The sequence below is a fragment of the Micromonospora sp. NPDC005710 genome, from assembly GCF_040630995.1.
GTDB lineage: Bacteria > Actinomycetota > Actinomycetes > Mycobacteriales > Micromonosporaceae > Micromonospora.
The window spans coordinates 1-16,405 of the sequence record NZ_JBEXYP010000036.1 but is presented as its reverse complement, the minus strand read 5'-3'; the positions used below and the strand labels follow the sequence as shown (position 1 = coordinate 16,405).

Below are 16,405 nucleotides of genomic sequence, written 5' to 3'. Positions count from 1 at the left end.
GGACGCCCGACGCCGCGTTGCGCCGAACCGCCCGGACCGGGTGCCCCCCGCCCGGTCCGGGCGGGGGCACCGGACCTAGCTGGAGTAGACCTCGAATTCGCTGAGCTGGCCGGCTGGCCAGCCGCTGTTACCGGTGACCGTCAACCGCAGGTACCGCTGGGTGGTCGCCGTGAAGGTCACGGTGACCGTGTTGCCGCTGGCCGGGTTGAAGCTGTAGCCGGCGGCCCCCTTCAGCGTGCTGAACGTCGAGCCGTTCGTGGAGCCGAGCACCGCGACCGTCTGGGTACGCGTCTGCCAGGCCGACGACGGTGGAAGCTTCAGCACGACCCGGGACACCGACCGGTCGGCCCCGAGGTCCACCGTCACCGACTGCGGGAACGCGTTGTTGGCGCTCTCCCAGTAGGTGTTCGCGTTGCCGTCCACCGCGTTGGTGGCGGCGTACACGTCGGAGTGGCTGGTCTCGGTGATCGACCGTCCGGCCGCCAGGTTGCCGCTGGGCGGCGGCGTTGTCGTCGGGGGCGGGGTGGTCGGCGGGGTCGTGGTCGGCGGCGGGGTGGTCTGGCTGCCGCCGTACACCTCGACCTCGGAGAGTTGCGCGGCCGGCCAGCCGGAGTTACCGGTGACGGTGACCCGGACGTAGCGGCGGTCGCCGGACGGCAGCCCGATCGACACGGTGTTGCCCGAGCCGGGGGCGAAGACCCGACCGGCCGACGACGCCAGTGTGGTGTACGACGAGCCGTCGGTGGAGCCGAGCACCGACAGCGTCTGGGTGCGTTGCTCCCAACCGCTGGGCAGCTTGAGCACCACCCGGTCGACCGACCGGGACGCGCCCAGGTCGATGGTGACCGACTGCGGGAACGCGTTGTTGGTGCTTTCCCAGTAGGTGGCGGCGTTGCCGTCCACGACGTTCGCCCCGGTGTAGCTCTGGTTGGTGCTGGTGGTGGTCGTCGACCGGCCCAGCGCCAGGTTGCCGTTGGTCGGGGGCGGGGTGGTCGGGGTCGTGGTCGGCGGCGGGGTCGTGGTCGGCGGCGGGGTCGTGGTGGGCGGCGGCGAGGTGGGTCCACCACCCCACTGGGGGGTCGGCCACGGGCCGCAGTACGGGGTGGGTGTGTACCAGCCGGAGTTGCCGGAGCCCTGGGTGATCTGGAAGCCGGCACCGACGCAGTTGTGCATCGGGTTGCTCTGCGCGATGTTGGTGGCCCGCACGTTGGTGAAGGACACCTGGCTGTTCGCCTGCACCTGGAGCGCGTACGTGCCGGCGCCGTCGATGCGGACGTTGTTGAGGTTGATCCCGTTGGTCTGGCCCTCGATCCAGTGCAGCGCCGCGTACGAGCTGTCCAGGATGTCGGTGTCGGTGATGTTGATGGTGGGGTTCTGGAACGCCTCGTTGAGGGCGGAGAACCAGATCGCGCCGACGCCGAAGTTCCAGTTGTAGTCCGAGTTGCCGTTACGGATCAACGTGTTCCGGGCGATCGTCCAGGTGCCCTGGACCCCGGTGGCGCCCTGCACGCCGGGGTAGCGGTTCGCGACGTGGATGCCGCCGCCGTTGGTGAGCGAGTCGGCAGTCACGTTGTCGGTGATCTTGATGTCCCGACCGCCGTAGCTGACCAGGTGGTTGGCCAGCAGGGTCACCCCGATGGTGTTGTGGGTGAACGAGTTGTTGACGTTCGGGACGCTCTGCGCCCACATCGCCAACGCGTCGTCGCCGGTGTTGCGGACGAACGTGTTCGTCACCGTCGAGTTGGTCACGCCGGTGTGGAAGTTCACCCCGTCCGCGGTCTGGTCCAGGATCCGGCTGTTGCGGATGGTGAAGTTGTCCATCGGGCCGTCCATCCACGCCCCGACCTTCGTGTTCTCCAACCAGAGGTTGTCGACCACCGAGTCGGTCATCGCCCCACCGAGCGCGTTGACCTGGTCGTCGTCGACCCGCTCCCGGATGTCGCCGATGATGGCGAAGTCCCGCAAGGTGACGTTGCGGCTCGGCCCGTTGGCCTCGTGCGACCGGACCGGCCCGGTGTAACCCCCACCGGGGACGTACTTGCCGTAGATGCCGACGGACCGGTTCCGTTCGGTGGGGTGCCGGCCGCCGAGCACCGAGTACCAGGGCCCGGCGCCGCGCAGTGTCACCCCGTCGACCACCACGTGGTCCCAGAGGGTGAAGTTCCCGGCCGGAATCCAGACCGCTCGGCCCTGGGCCTTGCCCGCGTCCACCGCCGCCTGGAACTTCGCTGTCGAGTCGGTCGCGCCGGTCGGGTCGGCGCCGAAGTCGGTGACCACGTCGAGCACGCCGCTCGGCTTGGCGATCGGCGACACCACCTCGAAGTCGGCCAGGTCGATGGTGAACGAGGGTGACTGGGCGGTCGAGGAGACCTGCAACCGGATCTTCGTGCCGGCCGGCTGGGTGCTGCCGAACAGCGCCCGCGTCTCGTCGTAGAAGTGGTGCGGGTTGGTGTCACCCGGGTTGTTGTTGAACGGGTATCCGCCGTAGTACCAGCCGTACTTCGACGTCACCGGCACAGACTTCAGCAGGTTGCCGTTCGCCCGCAGGTCGATCGCGGCGTCCCGGCCGGTGCCGGCCGAGTTGTCCGGCAGGCTGTAGCGGAAGGTCACCGCGTTGGCCGGGGCGGTGAGGGTGAACTCGACGTACTCGCCGACGGCGTCCAGGGTGACCGCCTCCCGGCCGGACGCCTCGGACGGCAACGTGCCGTAGCGCCGGTCCGGGCCGATCTTCGAGCCGTTGTGGGCGGACTTCTCCGCCTCCTGCTCGACGAACGGAACCGTGGCGCCCCGGTTGGGAATGTCGAAGGGGGACAACCCCGCCGCCGAGGCCGGGATCGCGGTGCCGGTGACCGCGAGCGCGGTCACCGATGTGGCGGCGAGCAGGGTGGCGGCGATGGCGGCCAACCCTGCCCGGGTCGGGTGTCGATGGTGGTGCGGGGTGCCGGTGGTGTGGTTGGCCATGAGCTGCGCTCTCCCTTTCGTCAGGCAGGCCAGATCCCCCGTGGTTGGTGCGGTGTCGCGCGTCCCCCCTCGTTGCTCCTTTCCTGGTGTCGTGGTGCCGGCGGCCGGGACGGGCCGCCGGCACCACGGTCGGGCAGAGTCAGGTCAGACCGGGCCGTCCGCCCCCGAGCGGCCCGTCGGTGATTCGTCGGTACGCAACCAGACCGCGGTGTCGGACGGCAGCAACCCGTCGTCGAGCGGCCCGCTGGCCAGCAGCAGCTCCCCCTGAGCTGGCATCGGCACCGGTTCGGCGGAAAGGTTGACCAGGCAGCTGAAGCCACCGCCGCGGCTGAACGCGAGCACCCCGTCCGGGGCGGGCAGCCAGGTCAACTCCCCGTCACCGAGCGCCGGTTCGGCCTTCCGGGTCTGGATCGCCGCCCGGTACAGCTCCAGCATCGAGGCCGAGTCGCCGGTCTGCGCGTCGGCCGTCCGGTCCTTCCAGTCGGCCGGCTGCGGCAGCCACGGCGCCGCGGCACCGGCGGGGCTGAACTCGAACGGCGGCTCGTCCCCACCCCACGGCAGCGGTACGCGGCAGCCGTCCCGACCCGGGTCGATCCGGCCGGACCGCTCCCACATCGGGTCCTGCCGCATCGCGTACGGGATGTCCTCGACCTCGTAGAGGCCCAGCTCCTCGCCCTGGTAGACGTAGGCCGCGCCGGGCAGCGACAGCGACAGCAGCGCGGCGGCGCGGGCCCGGCGGGTGCCCAGCTCCAAGTCGGTGGGCGTGCCCTCCCGCTTGGCGGCGAAGCTGAACCTGGTGTCCGCGCGACCGTAGCGGGTGACGTGCCTGGTGACGTCGTGGTTCGAGAGCACCCAGGTGGCCGGCGCGTTCACCGGCGCGTGCGCGCTGAGCGTCCCGTCGATGCTCTCCCGCAGCGCCGCGGCGTCCCAGGCGCAGCCGAGGAAGTCGAAGTTGAAGGCGGCGTGCAGCTCGTCCGGGCGCAGGTAGTTGGCGAACCGCTGCCGGTCCGGCAACCACACCTCACCGATCAGCGCCCGGTCGGTGTACTCGTCGGCGACCCGACGCCACCCCCGGTAGATGTCGTGCACCCCGTCGAGGTCGTGGAACGGGTGCGGCTGGTCCTCGCGGACCTCGGGCAGCGTCCCGTCCTTGACGAGGAGCCCGGCCGAGTCGATCCGGATGCCGTCCACGCCCCGGTCGAACCAGAACCGCAGGATGTCCTCGAACTCCTCCCGCACCCGGGGGTGGTCCCAGTTGAGGTCCGGCTGCTGGGGTGCGAAGAGGTGCAGGTACCAGTCACCGGGGGTGCCATCCGGGTTGGTGGTGCGGGTCCACGTCTCGCCGCCGAACTCGCCGATCCAGTCGGTGGGCCGCTCGTCACCGTTCGGACCGCGGCCCGGCCGGAACCAGAACAGGTCCCGCTCCGGCGCGTCGGGCCCGCCGGCGAGCGCCGCCTGGAACCAGGGGTGCGCGTCCGAGCAGTGGTTCGGCACCACGTCGACGATGGTCCGGATGCCCAGCGCGTGGCCCTCCGCGATCAGCGCCTCCACCTCGGCCAGGGAGCCGAAGACCGGGTCGATGTCGCGGTAGTCGGAGACGTCGTAGCCGGCGTCCGCCATCGGGGAGGGATACCAGGGGCTGAACCAGATCGCGTCGACGCCGAGCGCGGACAGGTGGTTGAGCCGGGACCGGATGCCGGCGATGTCACCGATGCCGTCGCCGTTGCCGTCGGCGAAGCTCCGTGGATACACCTGGTAGATCACGGCTCCCCGCCACCACGGACTTCTGTCAGCTGTGGACACGAGCACCTGCTTTCTGCGTCAGTACGTCGGCGGGTTCGCCGGACCTGGATGTGTGTCGGGCGAACGGTCGTTGTTCGCCGCGCGGAGGAACGCGGTGGGGGCTATCCCTTGATGCTGCCCGTGGTCAGCCCGGACATGATGTTCCGCTGGAAGATCAGGAAGATGATGACAGTCGGAATCGCGGCGATCACCGACGCGGCGATCACCACGTTCATCGGTGTGCCGCCGGCGAAGGTGTAGATGCCGACGCTCACCGTCCGGGTCTCCGGCGAGGGCATGACCAGCTTCGGCCAGAGGAAGTCCTTCCACACCGCCGTCACGGCGAAGATCGAGACGACACCGAGGATGGGACGCGACAGCGGCAGGATGATCGACCAGAGCGTCCGCAGCGAGGACGCCCCGTCCATCAGGGCCGCCGCCATCAGCTCCTCGGGGATCGAGTCGAAGAACCGCTTCAACAGGAAGATGTTGAACGCGTTGGCGACCATCGGGAGCCAGATGGCGAACGGCGAGTCGAGCAGGTTGATGTGCAGGATCGGCAGGTCGAGCACCGTCACGTACTGCGGAACGATGAGGACCATCGCCGGGATCATCAGCGTCCCCAGCATCAGGCCGAGGATCGCGTTACCGAAGATCGGCCGAAGCTTGGACAACGAGTACGCCGCCGCACTGTCGAAGACGAGCTGGAAGACCACCGCGCCGATCGCGTAGTAGAACGTGTTGAAGAGCAGCTTGGCGAGGGCCAGGTTGTTCCACGCGTCGATGTAGTTCTGCGGCTGCGGGTCCTTCGGGAACAGCGACGGTGGGGTCTGCGCGATCTCCTGGCCGGACTTGAGTGCGCCGGTGACCATCCAGTAGAGCGGTCCGAGGAAGACGAGCGTGAACCCCGCCACCACGACGACCAGCAACGTCCAGTAGATGACCCGGCCGCGCCCCCGGCTGAGCTGGGATTGGGAGATGAGGGTCCGGGTTCCGGAATCCTGTGCCATTCCTCGCCGTCCTAGTCCTGTTTCGCAGTCAGCCGCACGTACACGGCGGAGAAGCCGGCAAGCACCACGAGCATGATCACGCCCAGCGCGGCGGCGCCGTTGAGGTCGTTCTGGAAGAACCCGTGCTGATAGATGAGGTACGCCACGGAGGTCGCGGAGTCCTCCGCGCCCGCGCCGTTGGCGAGGATCAGTGGCTCGATGAAGAGCTGCATCGTGGCGACGATCTGCAACATCGCCAGGAGCGCGAGGATCAAGCGGGTCTGCGGGATCGTGACGTGCACGATCCGCCGCCAGATCCCGGCACCGTCCAACTCGGCCGCCTCGTACAGCTCGCCCGGGATGTTCTGCAACGACGCCAGGTAGATCAACACCGCGCCGCCCATGTTCATCCAGGTCGACGCCACCACCATGGCCGGCATCGTCATCTCCGGCGACTGCATCCACTGCGACGTGGGCAGGTGCAGCGCCTTGAGGACCGCGTTGAAGAGCCCCGCCTCGCTGGGGTCGTACGCGTAGAACTTGAAGAGGAACAGCGCCGAGGCCGGCGGCAGCATCACCGGCAGGTAGACCAGGATCCGCAGGTACCCCTTGGCGTGCCGGAACTCGTTGAGCAGGATCGCCACGAAGAACGGCACCACGTAACCGAGGGCCAACGCGAGGACCGTGAAGTAGAAGGTGTTCTGCCAGGCCGTCCAGAAACTCGGGTCGGCGATGATGCGGGAGTAGTTGTCCCACCCCACCCAGGTGGTCTCGCCGCGCCGGGTCCGCTGGAAGCTCATGATGATGCCGCGGACCATCGGGTACCAGGAGAAGACGACGAAGCAGAGCACCGCACCGATCAGGAACGAGTGACCGGTGAGGTTGTCCCGTACCTTGCGGCCGAGGCTGGTGCGCTGTGGCCGCGCCGAGTACGGCGACGGCGGGCGGCCCGGTTTCCTGGAGGTCTCCGGGACGGTGGTGATCGCCAAGGCAACTCCTGGTTGAGTCGGTGACGTCAAGATGCGGTGCGAGTGGCGTGGGGGTCGGGTCGGCGTCCCGACCCCCACACGTCGGTCAGCTCTGAGCGGCGAGGAGCTGGTTGACCTTCTCCTCGGCGGTCTTGAGCAGTGCGTCGATGTTCGAGTTCGGGTTGGTCAGCACACCCGACATCGCGGCGTCGAGCACCGCGTAGATGGCCTGTGCGTTGCGCGGCTCACCCTTGATCGCCACCGGGGTCGCCTCGAAGAGCGCGAAGTTCGTGGTGTCGACGTTCGCGTTCGCCTTGCGCAGCTCCAGCTCCTGCTTCTGCGCTTCGCTGCCGTTGGCGAAGAGCAGCGGCTGGGGCAGACCCACCGGGTAGTTCTGCGGCTTGGCCCGGACGTAGTCGAACTGACCCTTGCCCGGGGTGAGCTTCTGGTACGCGATCCACTTCATACCGGCCTTGACCTGCTCGGGAGTGAGGTCCTTCTTGAAGAAGTAGCCCTCGCCACCACCGAGCGTCCCCTTCGCCGCGCCATCCTGGCCGGGCAGCGGCGCCATCGCCCAGTCCTGGAACTTGCCCTGGAACTGGCTGACGATCGCCTGGGTGGCGTCCGGCGCACCGATGAACATGCCGACCTTGCCCGCACCGGCGTTCGTCAGCAGGTCGCCCCACTGCAGCAGCTGACGGGCGCCCATGCTGTTGTCGCCGTACCGCATGTCCTTGAGGTTCTGCAGGACCTGCTTGCCCTGGGCGTTGTTGAAGTCGGCCTTCTTGCCGTCCTCGGACAGCACCCGGCCACCCTGCGAGTAGAGCAGGGAGGTGAAGTGCCAGCCGCCGGTGTTGCCAGCGCTGTACTCCGAGTAGCCGGCGATGCCGTTGCCGAGCGCGGAGATCTTCTTGGCGGCGGCGCGGACCTCGGCCCACGTCTTCGGCGGGTTGTTCACGTCCAGCCCGGCCTGCTGGAACAGGACCTTGTTGTAGACCAGACCCATCGAGTAGTTCTTCACCGGAACGGCGTAGAGCTTGCCGCCGTCGGTGAAGACCTCCTTCAGCGCCGGGTCGACGCTGTCCCAGGTCGGAATCGAGTCCTTGCCGACCACCTGGCTGATGTCCATCGCCTGACCGGAGTCGAGCACCTGCTGGAGATCGGTCATGTACCCGTAGAAGACGTCGGTCACGGTGCCGCCGGCGAGGCGGGCGGTGAAGTCCGGCGGGTTGTTGCACTGCTCGCCGACGCTGACGCTCTTGACGGTGATGTCCGGGTTCTGCTTCTGGAACTCGGCGACGTCGTCGTTCCAGTTCTTCAACAGCTCTTTCTGAGCGCCGACCGGCTGGCAGTCGACAGTGATGGTGACCTTGCCACCTGCGGTCGAGCCCTTGTCGTCGCTCTTGGTCGAGCAAGCCACGAGGCTGAGCCCCAGGCCGGCCACGAGCGCGACCGCCGCAGCCTTTCGGTATTGCGGTACGGACATCTGTCCATCCCTTCGGGAACGGGTGACTCCAATGACCTTCGCTGATCTGCGGTGATACGACCTGACGCCCAGTAGCTGCGTCGGAGCCAGGTGTGAGTGGAGTCACTGTAACTAGGCCGACTCATTTCGGCAAGGTATCGACCCTGTTCCGAAAGGACACGACGTGATTACGACAGATGTTGGCAACACCCTGAAAGTGGCCCGATTTGATGGCTATTAGGCCGCTATGGCGGGTCATTCGGTGTGGTCGATGCCGACCGTGGCGAGCAACGACGAAAAATCGGCCGCCGACCGCGAGAGCGGTCGACGGCCGAGGCGTCGTTCGGGGTGGCGCCGGGCGGAGGCGGTGGTGCCTGACGGCCGGGTGCGGGGCCGGGTGCGGTGGTGCCTAGCGGCGGGGGGCGGGTGCGGTGGAACCCCGCACCACCAACTCCGGCTCGAACAGCAGCTCGTCCTGCAGGACGCCGGCACCCTCGATCTGGGTGACCAACAGATCCACAGCGGCCTGCCCCATCGTCTCGATCGGCTGCCGCACCGTCGTCAGCGGCGGATCGGTGCACGTCATGAAAGCGGAGTCGTCGAAACCCACCACCGACACGTCGGCCGGCACCGAACGACCCAGCCGCCGGGCCGCACGGATCGTGCCCAGCGCGAGCACGTCGCTGGCGCAGATGATGCCGGTCACGCCCCGCTCCAGCAACTTCGTGGCGGCGACCCGCGCCCCCTCCATCGAGAAGTTGGAGCGCTCGACGCACTCGACGTCGCCCTCGTCCCAGCCGGCTACCTGGATCATCGCGTCGAGCTTGCGCCGGGACGGCACATGCCCCTCCGGGCCGAGCACCAACCCGATCCGTTCGTGCCCGAGCGAGCGAAGATGCCCGTACGCCTGCTCCACAGCTACCGCGTCGTCAGTGGAGACCCGGGGAAAACCCAACTCGTCCACGCCGGCGTTCACCAGCACGACCGGAAGCCCTCGGTCGGTCAGCCGACGGTAGTGGTCGTGTCGGGCGTCGGTGAGCGCGTACGAACCACCAGCAAAGATCACCCCGGAGACCTGGTGGTCGAGAAGCATCTCCACGTAGTCCATCTCGGAGACCCCGCCGATGGTCCGGGCACAGAGCGCCGGCGTGTAACCGCGCTGAGCCAGCGAGCCGGTGACCACCTCGGCAAGCGCCGGGAAGATCGGGTTCTGCAACTCCGGCAGCACCAACCCGACCAGCCGGGCACGTTCGCCGCGCAACTTGGTCGGCCGCTCGTAACCGAGCACGTCGAGCGCCGTCAGCACGGCCGTCCGAGTCGCCTCGGAAACCCCGTCGCGGCCGTTGAGCACCCGGCTGACGGTGGCCTCGCTGACGCCCGCCTTCTTGGCAACTTCCGTCAACCGCTTGGTCACGGCCGCAATCGTACGTCACGTTGATGCAAGAAAAGAACAGCAAATTGCCCAACATTTGCCGGCCGGCTGCCGCATTCTTCCCACCGCCGACATTCCGACCCTACCGGCCCGGCCTCGACGGCCATGATCGACTCGCGTTTCAGGGAGTCGCGCTGTCCCAGTGCGGCGGATGCTGCGACTTCCTTGAACGCGAGTGGATCACGCGGCCACCGCACGCGGGCGACGCGAGTCGGCGTGGGGCTGGGTCAGGACAGGTCGGCCAGGGCGGTTTCGATGGCCCGGTGGAAGGTCGGGTACGCGTAGATCATGTGCCGGAGCTGACTCAGCGGCACCGCCGCGTGCACTGCCACCACGAGCGCGGACAGCACCTCGCCGCCGGCGGGGCCGACCGAGGTGGCGCCGATCAGGACGCCCTGGTCGGCGTCCGCGACGACCTTGATGAATCCGTCGTCGCCGACCCGGTGGATCCAGCCTCGGGTCGAGGTGCCGAGCTTGGTGAAACCGACCTGCACGTTGATGCCGCGCTCGCGGGCCTGCTGTTCGGTGAGCCCGACCGCGCCGATCTCGGGGTCGGTGAAGGTCACCCGGGGCAGTGCCCGGTAGTCGGCGCGCGGGACGGTGCCGGCCGATCCGCTCGACCCGCTGGTGGCCAGTGAGCTGGACGCGCCCATCGCTCCGCCGACGACGCTCGAGGTGCCGCTGGCGTCCGCCCCGGCTCTCGCCTGTCGGGCGCGGGCCAGGATGTCGGCGATGACGATTCCCGCCTGGTACATGGCGATGTGGGTGAAGGCGCCCTCGCCGGTCAGGTCGCCGACCGCCCAGACGTGGTCGGTGACGTGCAGACGGTCGTCGACCGGGAGGTAGCGCTGGCTGGCGTCCAGGCCGATGCTGTCCAGACCCAGTTCGGCCAGGTGGGCTTTGCGCCCGGTCACCACGAGCAGCCGTTCGGCGGTGAACTGCGTGCCACCGCCACCGTGCACTGTGAACCTGGTGCCGTCGTGCGCGACCCGTTCGGCGCGTACCCCGGTGTGGATTTCCACGCCGTCGGCGCGCAGCGCGGCGGCGGCGACCTCGGACGCCTCGGGTTCCTCGATGGCCAGCACCCGGTCGAGTGCCTCGACGACTGTGACCCGGGTTCCGAAGCGGGCGAAGACCTGCGCCAACTCGAGGCCGATCGCGCCACCGCCGAGGACGAGCAGCGACTCCGGCAGCTCCTCGGCCTCGATCGCCTGGTGGTTGGTCCAGTACGGCGTGTCGGCGAGGCCGTCGATCGGCGGCACCGACGGACGGGTGCCGGTGCCCAGCACCACCCCGTGCCGGGCCTCGAAGACCTGGTCCCCGACGCGGACGCGGCGCGGACCGTCGAGCCGGCCGCTGCCCCGCACGAGCCGGCCGCCCTTGCCGATGAACCGTTCCGCCGCGACAGTGTCGTCCCAGGTGTCGGTGGCTTCCTCGCGGATGCGCTTGGCCACCGGCGCCCAGTCCGGCTGGACTTGGGCCGTTCCGGCGAGCCCGTCGACCCGGCGGGCCTCGGCGAGCGCGTTGGCCGCCCTGATCATCATCTTGCTCGGGATGCAGCCCCAGTACGGGCACTCCCCGCCGACGAGATCCCGTTCGACGCCGACGACGCTCAGCCCGGCCTCGGCGAGCCGTTCGGCCACCTCCTCGCCGCCGACTCCGAGCCCGACCACGACCACATCCACCAGCTCCGGCTCCGCCACACCGACCAGCATCCCCCAGCGACACCTCCCCGACCACCGGGGTCGGCGGAAAAAGCCGACACTCTCACCGGCCCGGGCGCTTACGGTGGCCCGATGCTCGCACGCTTCGCTCCGGTCCGGGACTGCTTCCACGACCTACTCGCCTCCGGCCGGGAGACCGGCGCCGGCCTGACCGTCTGGTACGACGGGCAGCCGGTGCTGGACCTGGTCGGCGGCTCCCGCGGCGGCCACGGGCCGGGTGGTGAGCCGTGGCTGCCGGACACCCTCGTGAACGTCTACTCGGTCGGCAAGCCGGTGGCAGCGCTCTGCCTGTTGCTGCTGGTGGACCGCGGGGCTGTCGATCTCGACGCGCCCGTGGCCCGGTACTGGCCGGAGTTCCGCACTCCCGCCACGGTGCGCCAGGTCTTGTCGCACACCGCCGGGCTGCCGGCGTTTCCGGTGCCCCGACCGGCCACCGCTGTCGCCGACTGGGCGCTGCTCACCGGCGACCTGGCCGCCGCCGACCCGGAATGGTCGCCGGGCTCGGTCGCCGGGGAACACGCCTGGACGTACGGGCATCTGGTGGGTGAGCTGGTCCGCCGCGTCGACGGACGGTCGGTGGGCCGGTTCCTGGGCGAGGAGATCGCCGGACCGTGGCGACTCGACCTCGGCTTCGGGCTGACCGGGGCGGACCAGCGGCGCTGCGCGGACCTGCGGTACGACGACCCGCAGTGGCCGGCCCGGATGCTCGGCGAGCCGGGTTCACTGCGGGCGCTGTCGATCGGCAACCTGGCCGGCGGGCTGGACCTGGCCGTGGTGAACAGCCCGCTCTGGCGGGGCGCCGAGGTGCCCGCTGTGAACCTGCACGCCACAGCGTCCGGCCTGGCCCGGCTCTACAGCGGTCTGCTGGCCGGCGGCGTCCTGGACGGCGTCCGACTGGTCAGCCGGGACCTGGTCGCGGAGGCGACGAGGGTCCAGTACGACGGGCCGGACCTGGTGCTGGAGCGTCGGGCGCGGTGGACGCTCGGCATGCAGAGGGAACCGGACGGCAGTTGGGGCATGGGCGGCCTCGGTGGCAGCAGCGCCTGGGCCGACCCGGAGCGTGGTTACACGTTCGCGTACGCGACGGCGCACCTCGCCGAGCACGACCGGGTGGACGAGCTGGTCGAGGCGTTGCACTCGGTGCTCTGATCAGCGCAGCCAGACCGGGTCGGTGCCCGGCACGGAGAGCGGTGGTGGGTAGTCGAGCGGCTGGCGGAGCGCGTCGGGCAGCCGCCATGGTTGGTGGATGGCCTTGCCCTGCACCGCTGCCAACTCCGGCACCCACCGGCGCACGTAGTCGCCGTCCGGGTCGTACCGCTCGGCCTGCCGGACCGGGTTGAACCCCCGGTAGGGCTTCGTGTCGTTGCCGGTGCCGGCGACCCACTGCCAGTTGCCGGAGTTGTTCGCCACGTCCCCGTCGAGCAGCCAGCGGAAGAACACCCCGACCCCGGACCGCCAGTCCTGCCCGAGGTGCTTGGTCAGGTAGCCGGCGGTGATGAGCCGGGCCCGGTTGTGCATCCAGCCCTGCGCCCGCAGTTGCCGCATCCCGGCGTCGACGATCGGCATGCCGGTGCGTCCCTCGGCCCAGGCCGCCAACGCGTCGTCGTCGTACCGCCACTGCTCGGTGGCACCTCGCCGGTACGCCGCCGTCGAGATGTCCGGGAAGGCGGCGGTGACCTGGTAATAAAAGTCCCGCCAGCAGATCTGCCGGACGAACGGGCCGGACCGGTCCCCGGCGCGGTTCGCCACCGCCAGCGGCGACACGCAGCCGAAACGCAGGTACGGGCTGAGCCGGGAGGTGTCGTCCCCGGCCATGTCGTCGTGCTGGTCGCCGTACCGGTTCAGGTCTGGCAGCCAGTCGGTGAGCCGCGCCTGGGCGATCCGCTCACCGCCGGCGGCCGCGTCGGGTGAGTCGCCGGCCGGCAGTGCCGGCAGGCGACCCACGCTGACCCGGTCGGGCAGCGTGATCCGGCGCGGCGCGGCCAACTCGTCGCGCCACCGGTTCGCCGCCCAGGCCCTGTGGTACGGGCTGAACACCCGGTAGTGGTCACCGCCGCCACCGGGCCGCAACGCGCCCGGCTCGACGACTGTCAGCCCGGGGAACAGTCGCAGGTGCAGCCGGTGCCGCTCGCACTCGGCGCGTAGTCGCCGCTCCCGGCGGACGGCGTAGTGACTGACGTCCGCCGAGAGCGCGACGGCCGTGGCACCGACCTCGTCGGCCAGCCGGATCGTCTCGGCCACCGGGTCGCCGTGCCGGACCACCAGGTCGCCACCGCGCTCACGGAGCTGGGCGCGCAGGTCGGCCAGGGCCTGGTGCAGGAAGCGGGTGCGGTTGGACGACAGGTCGGCCAGCGCCGGGTCGAGCACGTACAGCGGCACCACCCGGTCGAAGGCCGAGCAGGTGGTGGCCAGCGCCGGGTGGTCGTGCACCCGCAGGTCGCGGGTGAGGAGGACGATCGCCGTGCTCGCGGTCACCGGCTCTCCGGGTGGATCGTCGGCCCGGGGATGACGACCGGCGTACCCGTCGTGCTGAGCAGGGCCCGCGCGGCCACCGCCATCCGTCGACGCTGCGGCACCAGGGCCCGCCGGACGAAGACGTCGTAGTCCTGCGCGGCCACCTCGTCGAGGATGCCTCCGTAGAGCGCGTACGCGGTGCGCATGCAGGCCTGCGAGGCGGGCGCCAGCATGGTGATGCCCGGTGCGGCGGCGGCGTAGTGCGCCTGGGCGCGGGTCACCTCGTACTCGATCAGCTCGCGGATCCGGGGCGTGCCGCGACCTCGGGCGCGGGCCTCGGCCAGCTCCTCGCGGGTGACACCGAACTTCGCCAGGTCCTCGTCCGGCAGGTAGGTGCGGCCCCGGTCGAGGTCTTCCGCGACGTCCCGGATGAAGTTGGTGAGCTGGAAGGCGAAGCCGAGCTGCCGGGCCGGCTCCCGGGCCGTCACCGGGTCGGAGCTGCCCAGGATCGGCAGCATCATGGTGCCGATGACCGCCGCCGAGCCCTCCATGTAGTCGAGCAGGTGGTCGTAGGTCGGGTACGCGGTGACGGTGAGGTCCATCGCCATGCTCTTCAGAAACGACGCAAAGTCGTCCCGGTCGAGATCGAAGACGGCGATGGTGTGCAGCACGGCCGGTAACAGTGGGTCGTCGACCGGCGCACCGTGCAGACCGGCCACGAACTGGCTGGCCCAGCGGTCGAGCAGGGCGGCCCGCTCGGCCGGCGGAAGGTCCTCGGTGCGGTCGACGATCTCGTCCGCGTACCGCGTGAACCCGTAGAGGGCGTGCACATGTCGTCGTTTCCAAGCGGGGAGCAGGCGGGTGGCGAGATAGTAGGTGCGGCCATGGCGTTTGTGCAGCTCACGGCACCGGTCATAGGCAGCGGTGAGATCAGTTTCCACCGGCCCTCCTCCATTATCGACGCACCAATCGACGCAACTCGTAGCCTAGGGTACGCTCAATCGCATGGCCAACGACGCAGTTGCGGGCAATGTGACCCGTGTGGCGCCGGCAGGGCCGGGAGACGGGGACGACCCGGTCCGCGCCGTTCTGGCCGCGTACACCCACGATCTGGTCACGGCGGTCGACGAGACCCTGGACACCTTCCTCACCGCCGAGGTCGACGCCCTCAACGACATCGACGCATCGATGGGCAGCTTCGCCGCCACCGCTCGGGAAGCAGTCCTGACCGGCGGCAAGCGGATCCGGTCCACGTTCGCCTACTGGGGTTGGCGCGGCGCGGTCGGCGGCACCGCGGCGCTGCCACCGGTTCTGCCCGCGCTTGCCGCGCTGGAGCTGCTGCACACCTTCGCTCTCGTGCACGACGACGTGATGGACGCGTCCACCACCCGACGCGGCCGGCCCACCGCCCACATCGCGCTCGCCGAACAACACGTCACCGCCGGCCACCGGGGCGACCCCGGCCGCTTCGGTGAGGCAGTCGCCGTCCTCATCGGCGACCTCTGCATGGTCTGGGCCGACCAGTTGCTGGCCCACGCGACGGTGCCCTCGACCCGGCTGTTCGAGGTGCGCCGCTGCTACGACCAGATGCGGGTGGAAACGGTCGCCGGGCAGTATCTCGACGTGCTCGGCGAGAACGATCCGGCCAACTGGTCGGTCGACCGGGCGCTGCGGGTGGCCCGCTACAAGACCGCCAGCTACACCGTCCAGCGCCCACTGCTGTTCGGGGCCTGCCTGGCCGGAGTGCCCGCCGACGACCCGCTGGTCTCCGCGTACACCCGGTACGGCCTGGCGGTCGGCGAGGCGTTCCAGCTCCGCGACGACCTGCTCGGCGTCTACGGCGACCCGGCGGCCACCGGCAAGCCGGCCGGGGACGACCTCCGCACCGGCAAGCCCACCGCCCTGCTCATGCTGGCCCGGGAGCTGGCCACGCCGGCTCAGCTCGCCGCGTTGGAGCGGGCCGCCGACGGGCCTGTCGACACGCTCGCCGGGCTGGTCGCCGAGACCGGCGCGGTGACCCGGGTGGAGCAGATGATCGCCGAGCGGGTCAGCGACGCGCTGGCCGCACTCGACGCGGCACCGGTGGACCAGACGGCGCGGACCGCGCTGACCGGGCTGGCCACCGCCGCTGCCAACCGGCGGGCCTGATGAGCGACTTGAGCGACTTGAGCGAGGAGATGGTCACGTGCGGACGGTGACAGGACGGACGGACCGGGTGGTGGTCGTCGGTGCCGGGCTGGGCGGGCTCGCCTGTGCGCTGCACCTGGCCGGCAGCGGTCGACAGGTGACGGTGCTGGAGCGCGAGCCAGTGCCCGGCGGGCGGGCCGGACGCCTCGGCGTGGACGGCTACGAGTTCGACACCGGCCCGACGGTGCTCACCATGCCCGACCTGATCGCCGAGGCGCTCGGGGCGGTCGGCGAGGAGCTGCACGACTGGCTGGACCTGACCCCGCTCGACCCGGCCTACCGGGCGTACTACCCGGACGGCTCCACCCTCGACGTGCTCACCGACACCACCCGGATGGCGGCCGAGATCTCCCGGGTCTGCGGCCCTCGGGAGGGCGACGGCTACCTGCGCTTCGTCGAGTACGCGCGGGAGCTGTGGCGGCTCGAACGCACCGACTTCATCG

General features: G+C 70.0%; 12 protein-coding genes. 3 read left to right on the top strand and 9 right to left on the bottom strand.

Annotation, left to right across the window (positions count from 1 at the left end):
- Positions 1 to 75: 75 nt before the first annotated feature.
- The 7 genes from ABZ406_RS29695 to ABZ406_RS29665 all read right to left on the bottom strand — a co-directional run bounded on the left by ABZ406_RS29695 (position 76) and on the right by ABZ406_RS29665 (position 11,312).
- Positions 76 to 2,961 carry a discoidin domain-containing protein gene (locus ABZ406_RS29695; protein ID WP_357768657.1) on the bottom strand — a complete coding sequence of 962 codons (2,886 nt, stop codon included), beginning with the start codon at positions 2,959 to 2,961 and terminating at the stop codon, positions 76 to 78.
- Positions 2,962 to 3,105: 144 nt separating this feature from the next.
- Positions 3,106 to 4,764 (bottom strand): glycoside hydrolase family 13 protein, encoded by a 1,659-nt coding sequence (locus ABZ406_RS29690; protein ID WP_357768655.1) that lies wholly within the window; start codon positions 4,762 to 4,764, stop codon positions 3,106 to 3,108.
- A 101-nt stretch (positions 4,765 to 4,865) separates the two neighbouring features.
- A complete protein-coding gene (locus ABZ406_RS29685) occupies positions 4,866 to 5,753 on the bottom strand; it encodes a carbohydrate ABC transporter permease (RefSeq protein ID WP_357768653.1) in 888 nt (295 codons plus the stop codon).
- 11 nt (positions 5,754 to 5,764) lie between these two features.
- Positions 5,765 to 6,721: a sugar ABC transporter permease gene (locus tag ABZ406_RS29680; RefSeq protein WP_357768652.1), complete on the bottom strand. Its 957-nt coding sequence runs from the start codon at positions 6,719 to 6,721 to the stop codon at positions 5,765 to 5,767.
- A gap of 85 nt (positions 6,722 to 6,806) precedes the next feature.
- On the bottom strand, positions 6,807 to 8,186 hold the full coding sequence (locus ABZ406_RS29675) for a sugar ABC transporter substrate-binding protein (protein ID WP_357768650.1): 1,380 nt from the start codon (positions 8,184 to 8,186) through the stop codon (positions 6,807 to 6,809).
- 388 nt (positions 8,187 to 8,574) lie between these two features.
- Positions 8,575 to 9,579 (bottom strand): LacI family DNA-binding transcriptional regulator, encoded by a 1,005-nt coding sequence (locus ABZ406_RS29670; protein ID WP_357768648.1) that lies wholly within the window; start codon positions 9,577 to 9,579, stop codon positions 8,575 to 8,577.
- 245 nt (positions 9,580 to 9,824) lie between these two features.
- Positions 9,825 to 11,312, bottom strand: coding sequence for an FAD-dependent oxidoreductase (locus ABZ406_RS29665; RefSeq protein ID WP_357768646.1), 1,488 nt, complete (start codon positions 11,310 to 11,312; stop codon positions 9,825 to 9,827).
- Between the two features lie 81 nt (positions 11,313 to 11,393).
- On the opposite strand from ABZ406_RS29665, the gene ABZ406_RS29660 reads away from it, so the two are divergent.
- On the top strand, positions 11,394 to 12,470 hold the full coding sequence (locus tag ABZ406_RS29660; protein ID WP_357768644.1) for a serine hydrolase domain-containing protein: 1,077 nt from the start codon (positions 11,394 to 11,396) through the stop codon (positions 12,468 to 12,470).
- On the opposite strand, the gene ABZ406_RS29655 is transcribed toward ABZ406_RS29660, so the two are convergent.
- Positions 12,471 to 13,796 (bottom strand): deoxyribodipyrimidine photo-lyase, encoded by a 1,326-nt coding sequence (locus ABZ406_RS29655; protein WP_357768642.1) that lies wholly within the window; start codon positions 13,794 to 13,796, stop codon positions 12,471 to 12,473. It abuts the gene before it with no gap.
- Positions 13,793 to 14,716: a phytoene/squalene synthase family protein gene (locus ABZ406_RS29650; protein ID WP_357768640.1), complete on the bottom strand. Its 924-nt coding sequence runs from the start codon at positions 14,714 to 14,716 to the stop codon at positions 13,793 to 13,795. Before ABZ406_RS29650 ends, ABZ406_RS29655 begins: the two co-directional genes overlap by 4 nt.
- A gap of 64 nt (positions 14,717 to 14,780) precedes the next feature.
- Between ABZ406_RS29650 and ABZ406_RS29645 the strand changes: the two genes are divergently transcribed.
- Positions 14,781 to 15,923 carry a polyprenyl synthetase family protein gene (locus ABZ406_RS29645; RefSeq protein WP_357768638.1) on the top strand — a complete coding sequence of 381 codons (1,143 nt, stop codon included), beginning with the start codon at positions 14,781 to 14,783 and terminating at the stop codon, positions 15,921 to 15,923.
- A 37-nt stretch (positions 15,924 to 15,960) separates the two neighbouring features.
- Positions 15,961 to 16,405, top strand: a 445-nt coding sequence (locus tag ABZ406_RS29640) for an FAD-dependent oxidoreductase (RefSeq protein ID WP_357768636.1), incomplete at its 3' end; no start/stop codon positions are given.

Coding starts and splice junctions, on each gene's coding strand:
- ABZ406_RS29675 (WP_357768650.1), bottom strand. CDS start 8,186: ATGTCCGTACCGCAATACCGAAAGGCTGCGGCGGTCGCGCTCGTGGCC.
- ABZ406_RS29695 (WP_357768657.1), bottom strand. CDS start 2,961: ATGGCCAACCACACCACCGGCACCCCGCACCACCATCGACACCCGACC.
- ABZ406_RS29665 (WP_357768646.1), bottom strand. CDS start 11,312: ATGCTGGTCGGTGTGGCGGAGCCGGAGCTGGTGGATGTGGTCGTGGTC.
- ABZ406_RS29645 (WP_357768638.1), top strand. CDS start 14,781: ATGGCCAACGACGCAGTTGCGGGCAATGTGACCCGTGTGGCGCCGGCA.
- ABZ406_RS29660 (WP_357768644.1), top strand. CDS start 11,394: ATGCTCGCACGCTTCGCTCCGGTCCGGGACTGCTTCCACGACCTACTC.
- ABZ406_RS29685 (WP_357768653.1), bottom strand. CDS start 5,753: ATGGCACAGGATTCCGGAACCCGGACCCTCATCTCCCAATCCCAGCTC.